This window comes from Hansschlegelia beijingensis, from assembly GCF_014196425.1.
GTDB lineage: Bacteria > Pseudomonadota > Alphaproteobacteria > Rhizobiales > Methylopilaceae > Methylopila > Methylopila beijingensis.
Genome location: NZ_JACIDR010000006.1, coordinates 71,156 through 95,287, shown reverse-complemented (window position 1 = coordinate 95,287; position 24,132 = coordinate 71,156). Strand labels below are relative to the sequence as shown.

Below are 24,132 nucleotides of genomic sequence, written 5' to 3'. Positions count from 1 at the left end.
GATCAGCGGGCGTCCTGCTCCCGGGTCAGAACCGGGAGCGCACGACCCCTCAGCTCGCCTCTGCGATCAGCGAGAGCTGCCGCGGCGCCTCGCCCATCAGATCGGTCAGCAGGGTCGGATAGTCGCCCGTGAAGCAGTGGTCGGTGAACTGCGGGCGGGTCTCGTCGCGGCCTTCGTAACCCATGGCCCGGTAGAGGCCGTCGACGGACAGGAAGGCGAGGCTGTCAGCGCCGATGAACTCGCGCATCTGCTCGAGCGTGTGTGTGGCGGCGAGGAGCTTTTCGCGCTCGGGCGTGTCGATGCCGTAATAGTCGGAATGGGTGATCGGCGGGCAGGCGAGGCGGAAATGCACCTCCGTCGCGCCGGCGTCCCGCATCATCTTGACGATCTTCACCGAGGTGGTGCCCCGGACGAGGCTGTCGTCGACGAGCACGATGCGCTTGCCTTCGACCTGGGACCGGTTGGCGTTGTGCTTCATCCGCACGCCGAGCTCCCGGACGCCCTGGGTCGGCTGGATGAACGTGCGCCCGACATAGTGGTTTCGGATGATGCCGAGCTCGAACGGGATGCCGCTCTCCTGGCTGAAGCCGATCGCCGCCGGCACGCCCGAATCAGGGACCGGCACGATGACGTCGGCCTCGGGCATCGACTCGCGGGCGAGCTCGACGCCCATCTGCTTGCGGACTTCGTAGACCGACTTGCCCTGAACGATGGAGTCGGGGCGGGCGAAATATACGAACTCGAAGATGCAGGGCCGCATCTTCTGCGGCGGGAACGGCCTCAGCGACTGCACGCCAGTCTCCGAGATCACGACCACTTCGCCGTTCTCGATGTCGCGGACGTATTTGGCGCCGATGATGTCGAGCGCGCAGGTCTCGGACGTCAGGATGTGGCAGCCGTCGAGCTCGCCGAGGATCAACGGGCGAATGCCGAGCGGATCGCGGGCGCCGATCAGCTTGCCGTCGAACAGAGACACCAGCGCGTAGGCGCCCTCGATCTCGCGCAGCGCGTTGACGAACCGGTCGATCAGCCGGGGACGCCGGCTCTGCGCCACCAGATGAAGGATGACCTCGGTGTCGGAGGTCGACTGGCAGATGGCGCCGGCCCGTACGAGCTCCTTGCGGAGCGTGAGAGCGTTGGTGAGGTTGCCGTTATGGGCGACCGCGAGGCCGCCGGCGTCGAGTTCGGCGAACAGCGGCTGGACGTTTCGGAGGATCGTCTCGCCGGTCGTCGAGTAGCGGTTGTGGCCGATCGCGGAGCGGCCCGGCAGCCGGGCGATGACCCTGGCGTCGGAGAAGTGGTCGCCGACCAGCCCCAGACGTCGCTCGGCGTGGAACCTGGCGCCGTCGAAGCTGACGATGCCTGCGGCTTCCTGCCCGCGATGCTGAAGGGCGTGAAGGCCGAGCGCCGTGAGCGCCGCAGCTTCGGGATGTCCGAAGACGCCGAAGACGCCGCACTCTTCGCGCAGCCGGTCGCTATCGAGATCGAACGCGTCTTGCGCGTCGAACTCTGCCGCGGGCGGGGTTCCGATCATCATGTCCGTCTCCCGGAGGCGGCGTGGGCCGCCTCATTTCCGAACGCAGGGCCGCCGTTATCGTTGCGGCTTCGCGTCCTGATCCAGCAGCTTGTTCAGGCCCTGCCTGTCGGCCGGGCTCACGTCCTGACTGTCGTCCGGCGCCGGGGCGGCGTCCGCCGGAGGGGGCGCGGCGGGGTTCGCAGCGTCTCCGGAGCCGTCCCGATGCTTCAGCTTCTGCAGGATGGCGCTCTCAGGGTCTTCCGGCAACATGGCCAGCAACTTCTGGCCCGCGTCCTGCAATATAGGCTTGGACTGCGCCGTCTTGAACCACTCGGGCTGTCCGCTCTCGGGGACCAGCCATGTGAAAAACAGGAAGGCGACGACCACCAGCAGCAGGCCGCGCGCGGCGCCGAAGATGAAGCCCAGCACCCGGTCCACCGGGCCGACCCGGCTGTCTAGGATGGCGTCGGAGATCTTCATCGTGATGAAGGACACCACGAGAAGCACCACGATGAACACCACGCCCGCGCCGATCACGTCGGCGATCTGCGGCGGCCTCACGTGGATGTATTCGCGGGCGAGCGCGCGCGCCGGCTCGAAGAAATAGAACGTCGCCGCGGCCGCCGCGACCCAGGACGCGATCGACAGCACCTCGCGCGTGAAGCCGCGCACCATCGCCAGAGCCGCCGAGATCAGCATGACGGCGAGCAGGATGACGTCCAGAAGCGTGATGGTCATACGAGGGGCCGAACTCGCGCCGAAGTCTGTGCAGTGCCCCGTGGGCGGGCGCGGCCCTCTATAACGCGAGCGTCCGCCGCCGTCACGCGCCTTTCATGCCGGCGCCGTCCGCGCGGGCGGCGAGACGGGCGACGAGCGCGTCCAGAGTGGCGACCGAGAGGGCGGCGACGCCGGCTTCCTGCGCCGCTTCCGCGGCCGAGGGCGGCAGCGCCGCGCGCTTGAAACCGAGCCGCGCCGCCTCGCGCAGGCGCGGTCCCGGATGCGCCACCGGACGCACCGCGCCGGTGAGGCCGATCTCGCCGAAGAACACGGCGTCGACGGGCAGAGGGGCGCCCATCAGCGACGACACCAGGGCGGCCGCGACCGCGAGGTCGGCGGCCGGCTCCTGCACGCGCAGTCCGCCCGCGACCGCGAGATGCACGTCGTGCTGGCCGAGCCGCACGCCGCACCGCGCCTCGAGGACCGCAAGCACCATCGCGAGCCGCGCGCTGTCCCAGCCGACGACGGCGCGCCGCGGCGTGCCGAGGCTGGACGGCACGACCAGCGCCTGGATCTCGACCAGCAGGGGCCGTGATCCCTCCAGGGCCGCCAGCACCGCCGCGCCCGGCGCGTCGGGCTCGCGGTCGCCGAGGAATAGCGCCGAGGGGTTCCGCACCTCCTCGAGGCCTCCGCCGGTCATCGCGAAAACCCCGATCTCGTCGGTCGGGCCAAAACGGTTCTTCTGGGCGCGCAGGATGCGGAAGTCGCGCCCGGCGTCGCCCTCGAAGGACAGCACGGCGTCGACCATGTGCTCGACCACTCGCGGACCCGCGATCTGGCCGTCCTTGGTGACGTGGCCGACGAGGATCACGCAGGCGCCGGTGGTCTTGGCGTAACGGATCAGGGCCTGGGCCGAGGCGCGCACCTGCGTGACGGTGCCGGGCGCGGATTCGGCTTGGCCGGTCCAGAGCGTCTGGATCGAGTCGAGGATCACGAGACGCGGGGTCGGGCCTTCCCTCAGCGTCGCCAGGATGTCCTCGACGCAGGTCTCGGCCGCGAGCGCGACCGGGGCGTCGCCGAGCCCGAGCCGCTGCGCGCGCAGCCGCACCTGCGCGGCCGCCTCTTCGCCCGAGACATAGACCACCCGGTGGCCGGCGTTGGCGAGCGCGGCGCTCGCCTGCAACAGCAGGGTCGACTTGCCGATTCCCGGATCGCCGCCGAGCAGCAGGATCGAGCCGACCACGAAGCCGCCGCCGGTGACGCGGTCCAGTTCGGCCATGCCCGATGCGAGGCGCGGCGCCTCGTCCGGCGCGCCCGAAAGACCCTCCAGCACCACGACCCGCCCGCGTCCGAGGCCGCGCGAGGTCGAAACCCCGGGCAGGGGCGCCGATGCGGCTTCCTGGACGATCGAGTTCCAGGCGCCGCAGGCGTCGCACTTGCCCGACCACCGGTTGTGGACGGCGCCGCATGACTGGCAAACGAAGGCGGGTTTGGCGCGGACCATAGGCTCAGGCGTACCGCCGCTCGTGACGCCTGCCGAGCGCGGTCAGCACCTCATAGCCGATCGTGCCGGACGCGCGCGCGAGATCGTCGACGCCCACATGGTCGCCGAGCATCTCGACCCAGTCGCCGCGCTTCAACGCGCCTTCGGGAACGTCCGTGACGTCGATGGCGATCAGGTCCATCGAGATGCGACCGACATAGGGACAGGGAATCTCGCCCACATAGGCCGAGGCGCCGCGGGCGTCGTCGGCCCCGCCGGCCGCGCGGAAAATGCCGTCCGCATACCCCACAGAGAGGATCGCCAGCGTCGTCGGGCGCCGCGTCGTCTCGACGCCGCCATAGCCGACGGCGGTGCCGGCAGGGACCTGCCGCAGCTGGATGACGCGGGCCTCGATACGGACCACCGGCTTCAGGCGCACAGACCCCCCGTGGATCGGGTTCGATCCGTATAGCGACACGCCCGGCCGCCGAAGGTCGAAGGCCAGATCGCCGCTTTCGGTCCTGCCCAGCAGGGTCCCGGCCGAGTTCGCGAGGCTTGCGGGGACGTCGGGGGCGAGCGCCCGCAACTCGGCGAAGAGCGCGCGCTGGCGCTCCGTCTCCGCCCGATCCGGCTCGTCCGCGCACGCCAGATGGCTCATCAGCAGAGAGGGGCGAAAGCCAGGCCCGCCTGAAGCGAACATCGCGCGCGCCTCCGCGGGAGACAGACCGAGCCGGGTCATCCCGGTGTCGAGATGGATCGCCGCCGAAGCGTCCGCCCCGGTCTCCGCCGCGAAGTCAGCCCATTCCGCGATCTCTTCGGCCGAGCCGAGCACGGGCCGCGCGCGAGCGGCCGCGTAGTCGGAAGCAGTTCCCGGCGGCAGGCCGTTCAGCACATAGATGACGGCGTCGGGCGCGGCGGCGCGCGCCGCCGTCGCTTCGTGAAGATGCGCGACGAAGAAGGTGCGCGCGCCTGCGCGCGTCAGCGCGCTGACGGCCTGCGGCAGTCCGATCCCGTAGGCGTCGGCCTTGACGACCGCGGCGCATTCGCTGTGGGGCGCAAGGGCAGCCAGCGCGCGCCAATTGTCCTGAAGGGCCCGGAGATCGATCGTCAGACGTCCGCCGGCGCAGCCTGCGGTCACATCTGCTCCGGCAGATGGTCGGTCTGAGCGAGATTCCCGAACCGCGTGAACTCGGCTTCGAACTGCAGCTCGACCGTGCCTGTCGGACCATGCCTCTGCTTGCCGATGATCACCTCGGCCTTGCCGCTCACGTTCTCCATTTCCGTCAGCCACTGATCAAACTCTGGCGTGCCTTCGCGCGGTTTCTTGTTCTTCACGTAATACTCTTCGCGGTACACGAACAGCACGACGTCGGCGTCCTGCTCGATCGAGCCGGATTCGCGCAGGTCGGAGAGCTGAGGACGCTTGTCATCGCGGCTCTCCACCTGTCGGGAGAGCTGCGACAGCGCGATGATCGGCACGGCGAGCTCCTTGGCGAGCGCCTTCATGCCGGTCGTGATCTCGGTCATCTCCTGCACGCGGTTCTCGCCGCGCTTGGCCGAGCCGGACAGCAGCTGGAGATAGTCGACCACCAGAAGATCGAGCCCCTTGGAGCGCTTGAGCCTTCGGGCGCGGGCGGCGAGCTGGGCGATCGACAGGCCGCCGGTCTCGTCGATGAAAAGCGGCGCGCGCTGCATCTCGGCGACCGCTTCGGTGAGCTTGAAGAAGTCGCGCTCGTCGATCGAGCCGCGCCGGATCTTCGAGGACGAGATCTCGGCCTGCTCGGCGATGATTCGGGTTGCCAGCTGCTCTGCGGACATTTCGAGCGAGAAGAAGCCCACGATGCCGCCATTGACCGTCTTGGCGCGGCCGTCCGGCTGGGTCTCGCTCTGGTAGGCCTTGGCGATGTTGTAGGCGATGTTGGTGGCGAGCGACGTCTTGCCCATGCCGGGACGGCCGGCGAGGACGATGAGGTCGGAGGCCTGCAGCCCGCCCATCAGCCGGTCGAGGTCGTCGAGCCCGGTCGCGATGCCCGAGAGGCCGCCGTCGCGCTTGTAGGCGCTCGCGGCCATGTCGACCGCGGTCTTCAGCGCGTTGGAGAAGGTCTGGAAGCCGCCGTCGTAGCGGCCGTTCTCGGCGAGCTCGAACAGCTTGCGCTCGGCGTCCTCGATCTGCTGTCGGGGCGGCATGTCGACGGGCGCGTCGTAGGCCACGTTCACGACGTCCTCGCCGATGCCGATCAGCGAACGGCGCAGCGCGAGATCGTAGATCGTCCGCCCGTAATCCTCCGCGTTGATGACGGTGGTCGCCTCCGCCGCCAGACGCGCGAGGTACTGCGCGACGCTCAGCCCGCCGAGGTCGAGGTCGGACGGCAGGAAGGTCTTGATCGTGACCGGGGTCGCGGCCTTGCCGGCGCGCACCAGGGTGGCGACGATCTCATAGATGCGCTGGTGAAGACCCTCGTAGAAGTGGTCGGGCTGCAGGAAGTCCGACACCCGCCAGAAGGCGTCGTTGTTGACCAGAACCGCGCCGAGCAGCGCTTGCTCGGCCTCGATGTTGTTCGGCGCCTGCCGATAGGCGGGCTCGGGCTCGAGCAGTCGGCGGGCGAGGGAATCAGCGAGGGCCATGGCGTCCGGCTTGGGTGCGGCGGAGTTGACGAACTCTTAACAGGCCCCGCGGAGTTGGCGCGCCTCGATGCGGCCGAAGCCCGCGCGGCCCCCGATTCCCACAGGTCCCGAAACGGCGGCGGTGATCGACGCGCGAATCGCTTGACCGTGGCGGCCCATCGTCGCGCCGCTCCGCGCGAACGAAAAGCGCCCGGCCGGGAGCCGGGCGCTTCAATAGGGACGATCGTGAAGCGATCAGGCTTCGGCTTCGTCGCCAGCCATCTCTTCGCTGTCGTCGCGGTCGCGACCGCCGCGGTTCTCGTCGGCGTCCGGATCGTAGGTCTCGAAGGCCGGGCCTTCCTCGCGGCGGCTCAGGTCCTCGCCGGCGGCCTGGCGCTCGGCCTCGGCCTCGGAGCGCGCGACGTTGACGGTGATCGTCACCTCGACCTCGGGGTGCAGGCGCACCGGCAGCGGGTGCATGCCGATGGTCTTGATCGGCGCGTTGAGCACGATCTGGTTGCGCGAGACCGACATGCCTTCCTTCGTCAGCGACTCGGCGATGTCGCGGGTCGACACCGAGCCGTAGAGCTGGCCGGTCTCGCCGGCCTGGCGCACCAGCACCAGCACCGTGCCGTCGATCTTCTCGCCGACCTTCTCGGCCTCGGTCTTGAGCTCGAGATTGCGGGCCTCGAGCTGCGCGCGCTGGCTCTCGAAGAGCTTGCGGTTGGCGGCGTTGGCGCGCAGGGCCTTCTTGTTCGGCAGAAGGAAGTTGCGGGCGTAGCCGTCCTTGACGCGCACCTCGTCGCCCATCTGTCCGAGCTTGGCGATGCGTTCCAGCAGAATGACTTGCATTGGTCGGTCTCCGTTCGGTCGTTCAGTTTGCGATCAGGGAAGATTTGCGGTGGCGGTGGCGGGCGGGCCTCCGGGAGGGCCGCCGAAGCGCCGTCTCACGCCGAAGATCTGCTCCGCGACGCCGAGCCCCGCGAGGAACAGCAGAATCCAGGGCTGCAGCACGAGCATCCCGTAGACCGCGACGAGGATGAGGCCGCGCGCCGGCGTCGCCTGGGTGACGACGTGGACCACCGCGAGGCCAAGCAGCGCGAAGGCCATCAGGAAGGTGCCGGCGAACAGCTCCGCCACGAGGCCGGCGAGATCGGGCAGCAGGGAGCCCGCGAACCCGCCGAAGAGGCCGATGAAAGCCTTGTTCGGGAAGGCGATGCGGCGCAGATCCGGCCAGGGGCGGACAAGGCGGCCCGAGGCGCGCACGATGCGGGCCGCGAGCCACAGGTTGAACAGCGACGACGCCGTCCAGAAGCCTGCGGCCATGCTGGGCGCGAGCGCCGTCATCAGCTCGATGAGCGGCTTGGCGTCGGCGTCCGGAACCAGGCCGGGCGTCCCGCCGCGTGCCTCGAACGCCTTGGTGAACAGCTCCCGCAACGCCGCTCGATATTCCTCGAGCGAAGTCGCGACGAGGGGGATCGAGGCGGCCACCAGCAGGGCGCCGATCGCGGCGCACCAGATGACGAGACGGCCAGGGGGATACCACTCGACGACGCCGCCTTCGCCCGTGCGCGCGAGCAGAGCCAGATAGGCGAGCCACCAGGAGGGCAGTCCCACGGCGATCGTGAAATAGAGGGCGGTCTTGGGGCCCACCACGACGGCCAAGCAGGCGGCGCCGAACACGGTGGCGACGAGCCCCGCGAGATGGCGCCAGCCGGCGGCCGCGATCAGGATCGGAAGCGGAGCCGCGTAGAGCAGAAGCAGGGCGAGCGGCGATCCCGACGCGGCTGCGGCGTAGAGCAGCGCGGAGGTCGCTCCTGCGCCGAGGCCGATCAAGAGGGGAGAGCCGCGCATGCGCTTCGTCCTGCTGTCCCGCGCGTGGCGCGGTTAGAGCCTTTCGGGCTCAACGGCGCCGGCCGGAACCGACGCCTTGGAGAGGGCTTCCGCGCGGACCGCGCGGAAGCGAGAGCGGGATCCCGGCGGAGAGCGAAGCCGGGGCCTCGCGAAAACCGGGACAGGATCGCGGGCTCAGCGCCCGCGAAAGATCACTTGATGACGTAGGGCAGCAGGCCGAGGAAGCGGGCGCGCTTGATGGCGCGCGCGAGTTCACGCTGCTTCTTGGCCGAGACCGCCGTGATGCGCGACGGCACGATCTTGCCGCGCTCGGAGATGTAGCGCTGCAGCAGCCGCACGTCCTTGTAGTCGATCTTCGGCGCGTTGGCGCCCGAGAACGGGCAGGTCTTGCGGCGGCGGAAGAACGGGCGGCGCTGGCCGCCGGAAGTCGCGGTGGCCATCAGTTCGCCTCCTGTCCGGATTCGCTGCGACGCGGGCGGTCCTCGCGATCACGACGGAAGCCGCCGCCCTCGCGGCCGCCACGGCCGCCGCCCGGACGGTCATCGCGATCGTCGCGGTCGCGACGCTGCAGCATGGCCGACGGGGCTTCCTCGAGCTCCTCGACCTTGATGGTCATGAAGCGCAGGACGTCTTCGGAGATGCCCATCTGGCGCTCCATCTCGGCCACGGCCGAGGCCGGAGCGTCGATGTTGAGCAGCGTGTAATGAGCCTTGCGGTTCTTGTTGATGCGGTAGGCGAGGGGCTTCACGCCCCAGTACTCGGTCTTCTTGACCTCGCCGCCCTGACTGGTCAGGACCTGCGTGTACTGGGCCGTCATCTCCTCGACCTGCTGCGACGTCACGTCCTGGCGCGCCAGGAAGACGTGTTCGTAGAGCGGCATGTGGTCGGGACCTTCGGGTTCAGTTGACGTCAGCCGTTCGGCGCGAAGCCCTCCGAGCCCGTAAAGGCCCGAACGATTTCTCGAAGGCGGAGACACGGGAGGCCGGATCCTGCGATCCTGGCTGGGCCAAAGCCCAAGCCCCTCCGTTCAGCCCCCAGCCGAACGACGTGAAGCGGCGCGTATAGAGGATCAGGGCCGGCAAGACAAGGCGGCTCGCGCCCGCTCGGCGGGCCGTGGCTTGACAGCCCGGGCGCGCGCCTGCTTTGCAGCCGCCTCCATTACACGGGACACGCGCTTTGAGCATCGCTCTGATCTTTCCGGGCCAGGGAAGCCAGCAGGTCGGCATGGGCCGGGCGCTCGCGGACACATTCGCCTCGGCCCGCGCGGTGTTCGAAGAGGTCGACGCCGCGCTCGGCGAGTCGCTTTCCACGACGATCTTCGAAGGGCCGGAGGACAAGCTCACCCTCACCGCCAACGCCCAGCCGGCGCTGATGGCGGTCAGCCTCGCGACCCTGAGGGTGCTGGAGGCGGAAGCCGGGCTGGACGTCGCGCGGCACGCCGCGTTCGTCGCCGGTCATTCGCTCGGCGAGTATTCGGCGCTTGCGGCCGCCGGCAGCCTTGCGGTGCCGGACGCGGCGCGGCTCCTCAGGATTCGCGGCGACTCCATGCAGAAGGCGGCGCCGGTCGGCGAGGGCGCCATGGCGGCGCTGCTGGGGCTGGACCTCGACGCCGCTCGCGCCGTCGCAGAGGAAGCGGCGGAAGGCGAGGTCTGTCAGGCGGCGAACGACAACGCGCCGGGCCAGGTGGTGATCTCGGGAACGAGGGCGGCGATCGAACGCGCTCTGCCGATCGCGAAGGCGAGGGGCGCCAAGCGCGCCGTGCTGCTGCCCGTGTCCGCGCCGTTCCACAGCGCGCTGATGCAGCCTGCCGCCGAGGCGATGCGCGAGGCGCTCGCCGGCGTGAAGATCAGCGCCCCGCGCGCGCCCGTCGTGGCCAACGTCACCGCCAGCCCGCTGACCGATCCGGAAGCGATCCGCGCCCGGCTCGTCGAGCAGGTCACGGGCGCCGTACGCTGGCGCGAGTCGATGGCGTTCATGGCCGGCGCGGGCGTCACGCGCTTCATCGAGGTCGGCGCGGGCAAGGTCCTGTCGGGCCTCGTCAAGCGGGTGGCCGCGGAAGCGTCGGGCGAGTCGGTCGGCTCGCCCGAAGACGTCCAGCGCATCCGCGCCGAAGGCCTGTTCGCGACCGTCGTCTGATCCGGAGGACCGCCATGTTCGATCTCACGGGCCGCTACGCCCTCGTCACCGGCGCGACCGGCGGCATCGGAGGGGCGATCGCCCGCGCGCTGCACGCCCAGGGGGCGACGGTAGCGCTCTCGGGCACCCGGCGCGAAGCGCTGGAGGCGCTCGCCGCCGAACTCGGGGAGCGCGCCCATGTGCTGCCCGCGAACCTCAAGGATGAAGCAGCCGTAGACGCCCTTCCGGGCGAGGCCGAAGCCGCGCTGGGCGGGCTCGACATCCTCGTCCACAACGCCGGGGTGACGCGGGACAACCTCTTCCTTCGCATGAAGGACGAAGAGTGGGCGGAGGTCATCGCGGTCAATCTCGCCGCCGGGTTCAGGCTTTATCGCGCGGCCCTGAAGGGCATGATGAAGCGCCGTTATGGCCGGCTGATCGGAATCACCTCCGTGGTTGGCGTGACCGGCAACCCGGGGCAGGGCAACTACGCGGCCTCGAAGGCCGGGCTGATCGGCATGTCGAAGTCGCTCGCCGCCGAGGTGGCGAGCCGTAACGTCACCGTGAACTGCATCGCGCCGGGCTTCATCGAGAGCCCGATGACGGACGCGCTCAATGAAAAGCAGCGCTCCGGAGCGCTGGAGCGCATCCCCGCGGGCCGCTTCGGGGTCGGCCCGGACGTGGCTGCGGCCGCCGTTTATCTCGCAAGCGGCGAAGCGGCCTACGTGACGGGCCAGACCCTGCATGTCAACGGCGGAATGGCGATGATCTGACGGATTCCGAGCCGCGCCGGGCGTCTGGCGCGGGTGTTGGGATCATGCTACGAACCCGGCCGTCTTGAGGGGATAGCGCCCCGCTCGGCGTGCTTTATTTTCCGCATCCGGCGACGGTTTCGACAAAAAACGTTGCCCGGACTGCGCTGCGCCTTCAAAAAGCCCGCCCGGGGGAATCGCGACCGGACGAAACTGTCCGGATCGTCTGTCCGGCGGGACGATCTTCCGAACGGAACTAGCCAGGGATTGAGAACGATGAGCGACATTGCCGAACGCGTGAAGAAGATCGTGATCGAGCATCTCGGCGTTGACGCCGAGAAGGTGACCGAGAACGCCAGCTTCATTGACGACCTTGGCGCGGACAGCCTCGACACCGTCGAACTCGTCATGGCGTTCGAAGAAGAGTTCGGCTGCGAGATTCCGGACGACGCGGCGGAGACGATCCTGACGGTCGGCGACGCGACGCGCTTTCTCGAGAAGAACGCCGCTCAGGCCTGAGCCTGAGCGAGGGCTAAGCGAATGACGCTGTACGAGGTTCTGTCGTTCGGGGCGACGACGTGAGGCGGGTCGTCGTCACGGGTCTCGGCATCGTCTGCCCGCTGGGCGCCGGGGTCGAGACAGTCTGGCGCCGGCTGATCGCGGGAGAGAGCGGTCTCCGCAAGATCGACCAGTTCCAGGTCGACGATCTTCCCGCCAAGGTCGCCGGCGTGATTCCGCGTGGCGACGGTTCCGAAGGCACCTTCAACGCGGACGCGGTTCTGGAGCCGAAGGAGCAGCGCAAGGTCGATGATTTCATCACCTTCGCGATGGCGGCGGCCGAAGAGGCGTTGGCCGACGCCGGCTGGGCGCCGCAGACCGAGGACGATCGCTGCGCCACAGGCGTGCTGATCGGCTCCGGGATCGGCGGTCTCCAGGGCATCGAGGAGGCGGCCCACATCCTTCGGGACAAGGGGCCGCGGCGGATTTCGCCCTTCTTCATCCCTGGGCGGCTGATCAACCTCGCGTCCGGCCAGGTTTCGATCCGTCATGGCCTGAAGGGGCCGAACCACGCCGTGGTGACGGCGTGCTCGACCGGCGCTCACGCGATCGGCGACGCTTCGCGCCTCATCGCGCTCGGCGACGCCGACGTGATGGTCGCGGGCGGGGCGGAATCTCCGATCTGCCGGATCGCGGTGGCGGGTTTCTCCGCCTGCCGCGCGCTCTCCACCGCGTTCAACGACGAGCCGGAGCGCGCCTCGCGTCCCTACGACAAGCTGCGCGACGGCTTCGTCATGGGCGAGGGCGCGGGCATCGTGGTGCTCGAGGAACTCGAGCATGCGCGGGCCCGCGGCGCGAAGATCTACGGCGAAGTGGTCGGCTACGGGATGTCGGGCGACGCCTATCACATCACCGCGCCGGCGATGGACGGCGACGGCGCCTTCCGCTGCATGAAAGCGGCTCTGAAGCGCGCCGGCGTGGAGCCGAGCGAGATCGACTACATCAACGCCCACGGCACCTCCACGCCGCTCGGCGACGAAATCGAGCTCGGCGCCGTGACGCGGCTGGTCGGCAACGCCGCAGGCAAGATCACCATGTCGTCGACCAAGTCGGCGATCGGCCATCTGCTCGGCGCCGCCGGTGCGGTCGAGGCGATCTTCTCCGTGCTCGCGATCCGCGACCAGGTGGCGCCTCCGACCCTCAATCTCGATGACCCGTCCGTCGAGACCGCGCTGGACCTGGTTCCGCACAAGGCGAAGCCGCTGTCCATCGACGTCGCCCTGTCGAACTCCTTCGGTTTCGGCGGCACCAACGCGTCGCTCGTGTTCCGGCGCTACGCCGCCTGACACGTTCCGGGCGGCCGTGGCGGCTTTCGCCATAATCCCGGCCGAGCTTCGCGCGAGAACCGCCAGGGCGGACGTCTGACCTGGCGAGAGGAGGACCGACTGTGTCGAGCGAGGGCGCCCCACCGGATCCCAAGGGAAGCATTGGGGGCGCCAGCGGCGGCGCCGGCGCGCCTCCGCCTCGGCCGCGGCTCGTCTCCTCGAACCCGTCGCCTCAGCCCGCCGGCGGCGACGCTGCGGCTCCCGCTTCCGACGGCGTCGAGCGCCCCGCCGTCTCCCCGGCCGCAGGCAAGCGTCGGCGTCGGCGGCGCGACAGCGCGCTTGTCGGCTATCTGAGCGGTCTGTTCACCTTCCTCAGCCTGCTGGCGCTGTGCGCCGGCGGCGCGCTCTACTACGGCAAGTCGCTCTTCGAGCGCCCGGGCCCGCTCGCGGCCGAGACCACGGTCATGATCGCGCGCAACCAGGGCGTGGCGGACATCGCCGACTCGCTCCAGCGCGCCGGCGTGATCGAGCACCCCCGGGTGTTCGAGATCGGCGTCCGGGCCTATGGCGTGCATGATCGGCTGAGATTCGGCGAATACGCCTTCCCGGCTCGCGTCAGCATGCATGAGGCGATGGACATCCTCGCCTCCGGAAAGTCGATCGAGCACCCGATCACGATCCCTGAAGGCCTCACCAGTCTTCAGATCGTCGAGCGCTTGCGCGACCATCCGCTGCTGACCGGGGAGATCAAGGAGATCCCCGAGGAGGGCACCCTGCTGCCCGAGACCTACAACTTCGTGCGCGGCACCTCGCGCGAGCAGGTCATCGCCCGCATGCAGCAGCATCAGAAGGAGGCGGTGGCGCAGATCTGGAAGGATCGGAAGCCCATCCCCGGCGTGAAGACGCCCCAGGACCTGATCATCCTGGCTTCGCTGGTGGAGAAGGAGACAGGCATCCCGGAGGAGCGGCCGCGGGTGGCGGCGGTTTTCGCGAACCGGCTCAGGAAGGGCATGCGCCTGCAGTCCGATCCGACGATCGTCTACGGCCTCGTGGGCGGCCGGGGCACGCTGGGCCGCAGCCTCAATCGCACCGATATCCGCTCGAAGACGCCCTACAACACCTATGTGGTTTCGGGACTGCCGGCGGGGCCCATCGCCAACCCCGGACGGGACGCGCTGAAGGCGGCGGCCCAGCCGCCCGAAACCCGCGACCTTTACTTTGTGGCCGATGGCACCGGTGGGCACGCCTTCGCTCCGACGCTCGTCGAGCACAACCGCAACGTGGCGAAGTGGCGGAAGCTGGAGCGCGCCAGCGGCGCGCCGGCCGATCGGTTGACGCCTGACGACGCCGCCGCCGAAGCGCCGGAAGCCGGCGGCGCGGTCGACCCCGACGAGACCGGCGCGGCCGCCTCTTCGTCCACGCCCCCGTCCAAGAACGAGCCCCGCAAGCCGCGTCGGCCCTAGCCGATTAATCCGCGCGCGCTGGGGATTCTCGTCGTCCGCGCTCGCGGTCGCGGCGGCTCTGTGCTCAAAGAACGCCTCTCGTCGTCCTCCTCTGATGGAAAGGTCGCCAATGGTCCTCGCCAGCATGACCGGTTTTGCGCGCGCAGCGGGCGGCCTGGACGGCGCGCGCTGGACCTGGGAGCTGCGCAGCGTCAACGCCAAAGGCCTGGATCTGCGGTTTCGTCTCCCCCAGGGCTATGAGGGCGTCGAGCAGGCGGCTCGAGGAGAAGCCGCGGCGCTGCTGAAGCGGGGCGCGGTGCAGGCGTCGCTCACGCTCGACCGGGCGATGACGCGGGCCGAGGTCAGGATCAACGAGGATGCGCTCCAGGCGGTTCTGGCTGCAGCCGCCGCCGTGGCCGCCCGCGTGCCGGGCGCGGCGCCCCCGACGGTCGACGGCCTGCTGGCGCAGCGCGGAGTCGTGGAGTTCGTCGAAGCCGGCGACGACCCTGAGCACCGCGCGCGCCTCGAAGCGGCGCTGATCGCGGATTTCCGGGCCGCCCTGGAGGCTCTCGCGCAGGCCCGGGCGGGCGAAGGGGCGGCGCTCGCCGCCACGCTCGACCAGCGGCTCACGACGATCGCCGAACTGACGATGCGCGCGGACGCCTGTCCGGCCCGCGCGCCTCAGGCGGTGCGACGCAAGCTCGCGGAGCAGGTGGCGGCGCTGGTCGGGAGCGGGGCGGCGCTCGACCCTGACCGTCTGCACCAGGAGGCGGTGCTGCTCGCCACCAAGGCGGATGTGCGCGAGGAGCTCGACAGGCTGGCCGCGCACGTGGAGGCGGCGCGCGCCTTGATTGCTGAAGGCGGAGCCGTCGGCCGCCGGCTGGATTTTCTGGCGCAGGAGTTCAGCCGCGAGGCCAATACTCTCTGCGCGAAGTCGAACGATCGCTCGCTGACCGCGATCGGCCTTGAGCTCAAGGCCGTGGTCGAGCAGTTCCGCGAGCAGGTCCAGAACGTGGAGTGACCGAGATGACGCCGCCGTCCGAGCAGCTTGCGGCGCTTCCGCGTCGTGGCGTGCTGCTGATCCTGTCCTCGCCGTCCGGCGCGGGAAAATCGACCCTTACGCGCGCGCTCCTCGACACCGATTCCGAGATCACGCTCTCGATCTCCGCGACCACGCGCGCGCGGCGCCCGAGCGAGGCAGACGGCGTCCATTACCGGTTCCTCAAGCAGCGCGAGTTCGACGCCATGAAGGACGCCGGCGAATTGCTTGAGTGGGCCGAGGTCCACGGCAATTGCTACGGCACCCCCCGCGAGCCCGTGGAGAAGGCGCTGGCGGAAGGCCGCGACGTGCTGTTCGACATCGACTGGCAGGGCACCAAGCAGGTCTGCGAGAAGATGCGCGCGGACGTCGCCACCGTCTTCGTGCTGCCGCCCTCCGCCGCGGAGCTTCGCTCGCGGCTGGAACGGCGGGCGGAGGACTCGCCGGAGGTGATCGCAAGCCGCCTGCGCAACGCCGCGGTGGAGATCGGCCATGTCGACGAATACGACTATGCGGTCATCAACGACGATTTCGAGCGCTGCCTGAACGAACTGCGCGCCGTGCTCCACGCCGAGCGGGTTCGCCGGGCCCGCCAGCCGGCGATCACCGATTTCGCGGCGGGTCTCGTCAAGGATCTCGCGGACCTGCAGCCGTCCTGAGGCGACCGGCTAGCGCCGGGCGCCCAGCGCGTTGGCGAGCGCCACGAAGCCGTCGACCGGGATCTCCTCCGCCCGCCGGGTCGGCTCGATGCCGGCCTCCGCGAGCAAGGCTGCGGCGTCGCCAAGGCTCTTCAGGCTCTGGCGCAGCATCTTGCGGCGCTGACCGAACGCCGCCTGCGTGACGGCCTCGAGATCGCGGACCGCGCAGGGCAGGGGGGCCTCGCGCGGCGTCAGCCGGACCACCGAGGAGGTCACCTTGGGCGGCGGCGTGAACGCCTGCGGATTCACGTCGAACGCGATGCTGGTCTCGCAGCGCCACCCGCAGAGCACGGCGAGCCGGCCGTAGGCCTCGTCTCCAGGCTTGGCGGCGATGCGTTCGGCGACCTCCCGCTGGAACATCAGGGTCAGCCCGTCCCACCAGGGGGGCCAGCGGTCGGCGGCGACCCAGCCGGTCAGCAGCGGCGTCGCGATGTTGTAGGGCAGGTTCGCGATGACCCGCGCCGGACCTTCGCCGGCGAGGGCCGCCATGTCGACTTCGAGCGCGTCGCCCTCGATGACGTCGAGCCGCCCCGGATAGCGGGCAGCGATCTCGGCGAGGGCGCCGAGCGCGCGCGAATCCTTCTCGATGGCCACGACGCGCTTCGCGCCCTCGGCCAGCAGCGCCCGCGTCAGTCCGCCGGGGCCCGGGCCCACCTCGACGACCGTCACGCCTTCGAGCCGTCCGCCGGCGCGCGCGATGCGGGCCGTGAGGTTGAGGTCGAGCAGGAAATTCTGGCCGAGCGATTTCTTCGCCGCCAGTTCGTGGCGGCGGATGACCTCGCGCAGCGGCGGCAGATCGTCGATCGGGCTCACGCCGACGCCGGCCCGCCGGTCAGCCGCTGGGCCAGCCGCAGCGCCGCGAGCAGGCTCCCGGGATCGCCGGTCCCGGAGCCGGCGATGTCGAAGGCCGTGCCGTGGTCGGGCGACGTCCGCACGAAGGGCAGGCCGAGCGTCGCGTTGACCGCGGTGTCGAAGGCGAGCGTCTTCACCGGGATGAGCGCCTGGTCATGATACATGGCGAGCGCCACATCGTAGCGCGCGCGGGCGGCGGCGTGGAACATCGTGTCCGCCGGCAGGGGACCGTGGGCGTCTATGCCTTCCGCCTGCAGGCGGCGCACGGCGGGCGCGACGATCGCCTCGTCCTCGTGACCAAGCACGCCGTTCTCTCCGGCATGCGGGTTGAGTCCGGCGACAGCCAATCGCGGCGCCTGGACGCCGAAGCGGTCGCGCAGGTCGGCCGCAACGATCCGGGCGGTCTCCACGATGGCGTCCTCCGTCAGCCGGACGGGAACCTCGGCGAGCGGGATGTGGACCGTCACGGGAACCACCGCAAGCGCCTCGGACCAGAGCAGCATGACGGCGCGCGACGGCGCTCCCCACAGCGATTCCGCGAGCGCGCCCAGATATTCCGTGTGGCCCGGATGCGGAAAGCCGGATTCGACCAGCGGGGCCTTTGCGATCGGCAGGGTGACCAGGGCGGAGCAGCGGCCGCCATGGACCAGCTCGACGCTTTCACGGATCGCGGCGATGACGGAAGCGGCGTCCTCGACGGAGGCCCGGCCCGGCTCGGCCCGACATGGCGCGCCCACGGGGTAGATCGGAAAACGGTCGGGGAACAGCGCAGGCGCCGCCTCCGGCTCCGTCTCGGCAAGCGGCAGATCGATCCCGAGGAGCGCCGCCCGCGACGCGAACACCCCGGGGTCTCCGACAGCCACGAATGGCGGTGTCCGGCGCGCGCCTCTGGCGGACCAGAGGGCGAGGGCGAGCTCCGGCCCGACGCCCGCCGGCTCGCCCATCGAGAGGGCGAGCGGCGCTTCCGGGCGGCGTTCGCCCGCCATGCTCAGCGGCGAACCTGGATGATCGCCCGCGACTTGATCTGCTCGAGATACTTCTTGGCCTGCTCCTCGACCTGCTTGCCGCTCGCCTGATCCATCGCCTGCTGCTTGAACACGCTGTCGTCCGCGATGTCCTTGCGGGCGCAGACCGCGATCATCTCGATGCCGTCGTCGCTGCGCTGCGGCTCGGTGAGGCCGCCGATGCTGACCTTCGCCAGGATGTCGTTGAGCTCCTTGCCCATCGCGCCGCTGGAGCGGACGACCGGGTCGCGCACCGCGACGTCGCGAAGCTTGGACGCGAACGCGACCGCCTGGTCGCAGCCGGGGAAGCGGCTCTTGGCGGCGATGGCCTCGGCGCGGCGCTGCGCGACCTGCGCGTCGCTCGCGCCCTTCGGCAGGACGAACACCACCTGCCTGAGCGTGTACTGGATGGCCTTGTTGTCGGCCTTGCCAGCCGCCTGGCCGATGTAGTCCTGCTCGCGCGCGGCGATCTGCGCGGCGAACTTGCGCCGGACGAGCTGCGCCCAGGTGAGCTCGGCGGTGATCCGGTCCTTCAGGGTCTGGGCGCTGACGCCGCGCTGCTGGATCGCCTGCGTGAACTGCTGCGGCGTGAGCTTCATGCGCCCGGCGATAGAGGCGTAGGCGGCTTCGACCTGGGCCGGATCGGCGGCCATGCCGTAGCGCTTCGCCTCGGTGACCTTGAGCTTGTCCTCGATCAGTTCGTCACGCGCCGCCTCGACGCTCGCCTTGCCGCCGGACAGCTTCATAAGCGCAAGGCGCGCCTGCACTTCGCTGGTCAGGATCGGCTGGCCGTTGACCACAACCGCGATCGATTGGGCGCTGGCCGGAGCGACGCAGGACAGGGCCGCCGCGAAGGCCGCCGCGACTGTCACCTGAAGGAGCCGAAGACGCGTAAAGCTGGACATGCGGTTCCCGTTGTTTCGATGCCCGCCAGTCCGGGCCCGGGCCGTTTTCAGTGTTCCGCCCGCCGCCGTCAACATTGCGAAGGCCTCCGGACGCCCTTGATGACGCCCGGCTCGCGGATTTTTGTGGCGCGTCCGCGCCGACGGCGTCAGGGGGCGAAGGAGGAGGCGTGCGAGCCGAACATGTCGGGGTCGAGGTTCGACTTGCTGCTGGTGGAGACCCCCACCGAGCCGAGCGTGCGGAAGTCGAGCTTCACCAGGAACTTGTTGTCGACCTGCGAGAGCCTCACCGAATCCGCCGAGTTGTCGACCTGGCGGATGTAGCTGAAGCCGAACGACAGGCACTGGGCGATGTCGTTCAGGCCGAAGCCGACCTGAGTGCGATCGAAGGCGTCCCGCTCGAAATTGTAGCGGGCCCCGCCCTCGACATAGAAGTCCTGCGTGAGGAACACGCGGGCGCCGCCAAGAATGCCCTCGCGGATATCGTCATAGCCTTGCAGGGGCGCCTTCTCGTAGCGGCCGTAGATCAGATTGGCCTGCACCCGCTCAAAGGTCGCTCGGGCTTCGACCTCGGCGCTGCGGAGGGCGAAGCTGTCCTCGTCGAGCCGGATGTGGCTCGCCAGCCCGAAATGCTCGTTCGGCACGATGGTCAGGCCGCCGACATAATCCGAGCGCTTGCTGCTGAGGCCGGAGTCCGGACCGATCCGGGTCGGGTCCAGCCGGTCGAACGAGTTCTTGCCGAACAGCGCGAAGGACTGGCCGACCAGCATGCTGACGCTGGCGCCTGAGTCCGCCGTCAGCGTGTACTGGGCGCCGACATTCGCCCGGCTGCCGCCCTCGATGCGGTCGTAGCCGGAGAACTTGTTCCACGCGAACAGGGTCGTGTCGTCGAACAGCAGGCTCTGGGCGTCCTCGTTGGGAAGCTTGCCGACCTGGCCCTCGTTCGGGCGGAAGATCACCTGCGCGATCGGCTCGATCTGATGCGTGCCGAACGAGCTCACCGCGATGAACGGATAGCGATACTCCAGACCGACGCCCGCCATGCCGCGCAGCAGCACGTCCTGCTCGTGGTCGAGGAAGGCCGGCATGGCCGGATCGTAATCGGGCTTCGTGTAGATCAGGTCGCCGCGCACGAAGGCGAACGGCGTCCAGACCTGGCCGATCGGATCGATGAAGCGGCGCCGCCACTCCATGTCGCCCGAGAGCCGGCTGTAGGTTCCCGCAGCGCCGACCAGCGCATTGTCCGTGCGCGGCCTGCTCCGCTTGAGGTAGCGGGCGTAGTCGCTTTCCTCGCGGTACAGGTTGGTGGCGTTGATGTCGAACGACAGCTCGCCGCCGGCGACCGGATTCTCGAAGGTGTAGTTGTAGTCGAGCACCGGCGCGACCCAGGGCAGGCGGTCCTGCCGGTCGTAGCGCGTGAGCCCGTAGAACCTGTAGCCGCGGAGCTCGAACCAGCTGCGGTCGCCCTGGCCGGTCAGGAACAGCGTGGACGTGGCGTCGGTGCGCGAGCCCCAGAGGTCATAGTCGCCGCGCACCCACTTGTCGGACAGCGCGTTGATGTCCCAGCCCCAGGACCACTTTTCGTTGATGTCGAACTGGCCCTTGGTCTGGAAGGCCCAACGGTTGTCCTTGTCGCCGGATCCCACGCTCAGGCCGGCGTCCGTGTAGCCGGGGGGCACCTTGCCGTTGAACTCTTTCGAGTCGAGCTGGTGGATCCCCGCCGCGCGGATCGAATAGGCCCCGTCCATCAGCTGCTGGCGATAGTGGCCCTTCAGCATGACGCCCTGCTTGGACGTCGCCATCGCGCTCAGCGTCAGGTCGGATTCGGGCGACAGGACCCAGTAGTACGGAATCTCGATTCCGTAGCCGACGCGGCCCGACCGGGTCAGGCTCGGCGCGAGCACGCCGGACTTGCGCTTCACCGTCGGGTCCGGACTCGAGAAGTAGGGCAGCCAGGCGATCGGCTTGCCGAACAGCTCGAAGGTCGCGTTGTCGTAGTAGATCGTCTGTTCGTCCTGCCGCCAGATGATCCGCTTCGCGCGAATCTGCCACAGCGGCGGCTTCTCCGGATTGTTCCGGCAGGGCTCGCAGGCGGTGTAGACGCCGCGGTCGAACACCATGAGGTTGCCGTTCTCGCGCCGGCCGTTGACGGCGGCGAAATGCGTGCGGTCGGTGGTCTCGACCCTCAGCGGCGTCACGAAGCCGTCCCTGAAGTCGTCGGTGACGTCCATCGTGTCGCCATAGGCGACGTCGCCGTTGCGCTCGGTGAACTTCACGTTGCCGTAGGCGCGGACGCGGTTCTGCTTCTGGTCGTAGGCGACCCGATCCGCCTGCAGCGCGCGGCCGTCGTAATAGATGTCGACACCGCCGACCGCGGTCACGACCTCCTTGTCGTAATCGTAGACGAGCTCCTTTGCCTCCATGACCATGCGCGCGTTCGGATCGCGCTGGCCGAGGCCGTTCTTCTTCTCTGAGCCCGCGACCACGGGCTTCGACTTCGACGAGAGCAGGCCGGGCTCGTGCTTCTTGCCCGCATTGTGGGGCTGCGGCGGGATGAGCTCGTTTCTCGATTGTGCGCCTTGCGCGAACGCTCCGCCTGTCGCGAGCGCGACGGCGGTGCTTGCTAGCAAGAAGGCGGCGAGAACGGCGCCTGACCGGCGTGAGGCGGCGCGCGGCGCGAGCGTCATCCGTCCTCCCTCGTCGGCTGGGGCGCCGCTTGTTTCGGCGCAGGAAGAGGGCGGACAACAGAATGACGGCGGACGCCGAACAAACGAGTCCGGCCGCCCCCGATACGCCGGCGAACTCGGTGGCGAGATAAAGCACGAAGGCCGTCAGGGCGCCACTTGAATTCGCCCGCCGCGGCCGACCCGCTCAAATCCGAGAGGGACGCAGATCGCCGCAGGGGTCCGGCCCGCGCCGGCGTCCGGCGGATCAGGCTCGATTCGACGCCGGACAGCCGTGTCCCGCAGCCCGTCTCGAGCTTCGTTCCATACGGACCCACCGTTCTCATGCTGACCCGATACGACGTGCGGACGCTTCCCCGCCGAGAGCTTGGAGGCTGCGGCGCCGCCAATGCAAGGCCGTTCCAGCCTCCGGCGCCGGGCGACGCTGGAACGTGACGAACGTGTCGTATAGAGGAAACACCCTGAAGTTCGCGTTACCTCAGCCATCCACGGCGACGCTGATCCCTTTCCGCAGGAGCGAGTCCTGATGTCCAAGCACTCCGAGCCGACGACGCAGAACGCTCACCCGCTCAAGATCGGGTTCCAGAAGCTCGATGCGAAAGCCTCGGGCGTGGTGGTCGTCTTCGCCGCGCCGGACCTCGTTTTAGGGGCTTCGACCGCAGCCTTTCTGGCGCCGGTCGAGGCGGCGGTGGCGCGGGCGGCTGCGGCCGAGCGGTTCAAGGGCAAGGCCGGGCAGAGCTTCGAGATGCTGGCGCCGGCGCTCGCCGACGTCGACCGTCTGATCGTCGTCGGACTTGGCGACGGCAAGGAGCCGACCGACTGGGTCAAGCTCGGCGGCCAGATCCGCGGCAAGCTGCCCGCCACGGCGGACGGCGTCGTGGTCATGGTCGAAGGGGCCGGCGCCGTCGCTCCGGATCTCGCCGCCACCGCCGACCTCGCGGTCGGCCTGCGGCTGCGCAGCTATGTGTTCGAGACCTACAAGACCAAGAAGAAGGACGACGAGCCGCAGCCGATCGCGAAGGTCACGCTCGCGGTCGCCGACGACGGCGCGGCCAAGAAGGCCTGGAAGGCCAAGGAAGGCCTCGCGGAAGGCGTCGAGATCGCCCGCACGCTGGTGAACGAGCCGCCGAACGTGCTGACGCCGAAGGAGTTCGCCAGGCGCGCCCAGGAGCTCGAGGCTCTCGGCGTCGAGGTCGAGGTGCTGGACGAGAAGGCGCTCAGGAAGGCGGGCTTCGGCGCGCTGCTGGCGGTCGGCCAGGGCTCCGAGCAGGAAAGCCGCGTCGTCATCATGCGCTGGAACGGCGCCAAGGACAGCAGCGAGCAGCCCGTCGCCTTCGTCGGCAAGGGCGTGATCTTCGACACCGGCGGCATCTCGATCAAGCCGGGCGCGAACATGGAGGACATGAAGGGCGACATGGCCGGCGCGGCCTGCGTGGTCGGCCTGATGCACGCGCTCGCGTCCCGCAAGGCCAAGGCCAACGTGGTCGGCGCGATCGGCGTGGTGGAGAACATGCCGGACGGCGCCGCCTACCGTCCGGGCGACATCCTGACCTCGCTGTCGGGCCAGACGATCGAGGTGATCAACACCGACGCCGAGGGCCGCCTCGTGCTCGGGGACGTGCTCTGGTACGTCCAGGATCGCTTCAAGCCGAAGTTCATGATCGACCTCGCCACGCTGACGGGCGCCATCCTGATCGCGCTGGGGATCGACCACGCCGGCCTGTTCTCGAACGACGACGCGCTCTCGGATCACATCTTCAAGGCCGGCAAGGCCACGGGAGAGACCGTGTGGCGCATGCCGATGGGCCCGGAATACGACAAGCTCATCGACTCGCGCTTCGCGGACATGAAGAACACCGGCGGCCGGCATGGCGGCTCGATCACCGCGGCGCAGTTCCTCAAGCGCCACGTCAATGGCACGCCTTGGGCGCATCTCGACATCGCCGGCACCGGCATGAGCTCGCCCGCGACGGACATCAACAAGAGCTGGGGTTCGGGCTGGGGCGTGCGCCTGCTCGACCGGCTGGTGAGCGACTACTACGAGGGTTGAGGTGAACCCGCGGCGGCGGCGCGGCGGGTCGCCGCCGGCCGTCGAAGCAGCCTGACTCCAGAAGGTCATCGCGTGAGGCGAAGGGGCAGGGCATGACCGAAGTCCTGTTCTACCAGATGACCAGCCAGCCGCTCGAGAAGGCCCTTCCGGCGCTGCTGGAGAAATGCCTGGAGCGGAAGTGGAAGGTCGTCGTGCAGGCGGCCGCGCCGGAGCGGATCGCCGCGCTCGACGACGCGCTCTGGACCTATTCGGACGACAGCTTTCTCCCGCACGCCGCCGACGGCGACGGCGCGGAGGAGACGATCTGGCTCACCACCACCGAGCTCAACCCGAACGGCGCCCATGTGCGGGTTCTGGTGGACGGCGCGCAGCCGCCGGATCTCGCGTCTTACGCCCGCGCCCTCATCCTGTTCGACGGCCATGATCCCGAGGCGCTCGACGCCACCCGGGCGCAATGGCGCACGCTCAAGTCGGCGGGCCACGAGGTCACCTACTGGCGGCAGGCCGAGGATGGACGATGGAAGCGGGAGGCCTGACGGCGGTGCGGCCGGCCGCTCGGCGCCGACAAGCTCGTGAGGCCCCTCGTCTTGTGGCGCG

Annotated in this window: 22 protein-coding genes; 9 read left to right on the top strand and 13 right to left on the bottom strand. The window is 69.5% G+C overall.

The window, feature by feature from the left end; all coding sequences use genetic code 11:
- Positions 1–49: 49 nt before the first annotated feature.
- The 9 genes from purF to rpsF all read right to left on the bottom strand — a co-directional run bounded on the left by purF (position 50) and on the right by rpsF (position 9,054).
- Positions 50–1,537, bottom strand: coding sequence for an amidophosphoribosyltransferase (gene purF, locus GGR24_RS15685; RefSeq protein WP_246398552.1), 1,488 nt, complete (start codon positions 1,535–1,537; stop codon positions 50–52).
- 54 nt (positions 1,538–1,591) lie between these two features.
- Positions 1,592–2,254: a CvpA family protein gene (locus tag GGR24_RS15680; protein ID WP_183396324.1), complete on the bottom strand. Its 663-nt coding sequence runs from the start codon at positions 2,252–2,254 to the stop codon at positions 1,592–1,594.
- Between the two features lie 82 nt (positions 2,255–2,336).
- Positions 2,337–3,737, bottom strand: a complete 1,401-nt coding sequence (gene radA / locus GGR24_RS15675; protein WP_183396323.1) for a DNA repair protein RadA — start codon at positions 3,735–3,737, stop codon at positions 2,337–2,339.
- Between the two features lie 4 nt (positions 3,738–3,741).
- Entirely contained in the window at positions 3,742–4,854 is a 1,113-nt protein-coding gene (alr, locus tag GGR24_RS15670; RefSeq protein WP_183396322.1) for an alanine racemase, read from the bottom strand.
- On the bottom strand, positions 4,851–6,341 hold the full coding sequence (locus GGR24_RS15665) for a replicative DNA helicase (protein ID WP_183396321.1): 1,491 nt from the start codon (positions 6,339–6,341) through the stop codon (positions 4,851–4,853). The genes alr and GGR24_RS15665 overlap by 4 nt, the downstream gene beginning before the upstream one ends.
- A 234-nt stretch (positions 6,342–6,575) precedes the next feature.
- A complete protein-coding gene (rplI, locus tag GGR24_RS15660; RefSeq protein WP_183396320.1) occupies positions 6,576–7,172 on the bottom strand; it encodes a 50S ribosomal protein L9 in 597 nt (198 codons plus the stop codon).
- A 33-nt stretch (positions 7,173–7,205) separates the two neighbouring features.
- The gene (locus GGR24_RS15655; protein ID WP_183396319.1) at positions 7,206–8,174 is read right to left on the bottom strand and encodes a DUF2232 domain-containing protein; all 969 of its coding nucleotides are present in this window, start codon (positions 8,172–8,174) and stop codon (positions 7,206–7,208) included.
- Positions 8,175–8,365: 191 nt separating this feature from the next.
- Positions 8,366–8,614: a 30S ribosomal protein S18 gene (gene rpsR, locus GGR24_RS15650; protein WP_183396318.1), complete on the bottom strand. Its 249-nt coding sequence runs from the start codon at positions 8,612–8,614 to the stop codon at positions 8,366–8,368.
- Positions 8,614–9,054, bottom strand: coding sequence for a 30S ribosomal protein S6 (rpsF, locus tag GGR24_RS15645; RefSeq protein WP_183396317.1), 441 nt, complete (start codon positions 9,052–9,054; stop codon positions 8,614–8,616). Before rpsF ends, rpsR begins: the two co-directional genes overlap by 1 nt.
- Positions 9,055–9,350: 296 nt before the next feature.
- Between rpsF and fabD the strand changes: the two genes are divergently transcribed.
- From fabD to gmk, 7 genes are all read left to right on the top strand, one after another.
- On the top strand, positions 9,351–10,310 hold the full coding sequence (gene fabD / locus GGR24_RS15640; protein ID WP_183396316.1) for an ACP S-malonyltransferase: 960 nt from the start codon (positions 9,351–9,353) through the stop codon (positions 10,308–10,310).
- A 14-nt stretch (positions 10,311–10,324) separates the two neighbouring features.
- A complete protein-coding gene (gene fabG / locus GGR24_RS15635; protein ID WP_183396315.1) occupies positions 10,325–11,062 on the top strand; it encodes a 3-oxoacyl-[acyl-carrier-protein] reductase in 738 nt (245 codons plus the stop codon).
- Positions 11,063–11,317: 255 nt separating this feature from the next.
- Entirely contained in the window at positions 11,318–11,560 is a 243-nt protein-coding gene (locus tag GGR24_RS15630; protein WP_131001824.1) for an acyl carrier protein, read from the top strand.
- A gap of 59 nt (positions 11,561–11,619) precedes the next feature.
- The gene (fabF, locus tag GGR24_RS15625) at positions 11,620–12,885 is read left to right on the top strand and encodes a beta-ketoacyl-ACP synthase II (RefSeq protein WP_183396314.1); all 1,266 of its coding nucleotides are present in this window, start codon (positions 11,620–11,622) and stop codon (positions 12,883–12,885) included.
- 101 nt (positions 12,886–12,986) lie between these two features.
- Positions 12,987–14,327, top strand: coding sequence for an endolytic transglycosylase MltG (gene mltG, locus GGR24_RS15620; RefSeq protein ID WP_343066273.1), 1,341 nt, complete (start codon positions 12,987–12,989; stop codon positions 14,325–14,327).
- Positions 14,328–14,436: 109 nt separating this feature from the next.
- Entirely contained in the window at positions 14,437–15,327 is an 891-nt protein-coding gene (locus GGR24_RS15615; RefSeq protein ID WP_183396313.1) for a YicC/YloC family endoribonuclease, read from the top strand.
- A gap of 5 nt (positions 15,328–15,332) precedes the next feature.
- Positions 15,333–16,004, top strand: coding sequence for a guanylate kinase (gene gmk, locus GGR24_RS15610; RefSeq protein ID WP_183396312.1), 672 nt, complete (start codon positions 15,333–15,335; stop codon positions 16,002–16,004).
- A 9-nt stretch (positions 16,005–16,013) separates the two neighbouring features.
- Here gmk and rsmA read toward each other — a convergent pair whose 3' ends face one another.
- The 4 genes from rsmA to GGR24_RS15590 all read right to left on the bottom strand — a co-directional run bounded on the left by rsmA (position 16,014) and on the right by GGR24_RS15590 (position 21,488).
- Entirely contained in the window at positions 16,014–16,856 is an 843-nt protein-coding gene (rsmA, locus tag GGR24_RS15605; protein ID WP_183396311.1) for a 16S rRNA (adenine(1518)-N(6)/adenine(1519)-N(6))-dimethyltransferase RsmA, read from the bottom strand.
- Entirely contained in the window at positions 16,853–17,881 is a 1,029-nt protein-coding gene (gene pdxA / locus GGR24_RS15600) for a 4-hydroxythreonine-4-phosphate dehydrogenase PdxA (protein WP_183396310.1), read from the bottom strand. Before pdxA ends, rsmA begins: the two co-directional genes overlap by 4 nt.
- Positions 17,882–17,883: 2 nt before the next feature.
- On the bottom strand, positions 17,884–18,771 hold the full coding sequence (locus GGR24_RS15595; protein WP_343066272.1) for a SurA N-terminal domain-containing protein: 888 nt from the start codon (positions 18,769–18,771) through the stop codon (positions 17,884–17,886).
- A gap of 179 nt (positions 18,772–18,950) precedes the next feature.
- Positions 18,951–21,488 (bottom strand): LPS-assembly protein LptD, encoded by a 2,538-nt coding sequence (locus tag GGR24_RS15590; protein WP_183396308.1) that lies wholly within the window; start codon positions 21,486–21,488, stop codon positions 18,951–18,953.
- A 523-nt stretch (positions 21,489–22,011) separates the two neighbouring features.
- On the opposite strand from GGR24_RS15590, the gene GGR24_RS15585 reads away from it, so the two are divergent.
- Positions 22,012–23,535 carry a leucyl aminopeptidase gene (locus GGR24_RS15585; protein WP_183396307.1) on the top strand — a complete coding sequence of 508 codons (1,524 nt, stop codon included), beginning with the start codon at positions 22,012–22,014 and terminating at the stop codon, positions 23,533–23,535.
- 92 nt (positions 23,536–23,627) lie between these two features.
- Positions 23,628–24,071, top strand: coding sequence for a DNA polymerase III subunit chi (locus GGR24_RS15580; protein ID WP_183396306.1), 444 nt, complete (start codon positions 23,628–23,630; stop codon positions 24,069–24,071).
- The last annotated feature ends 61 nt before the right edge of the window (positions 24,072–24,132 follow it).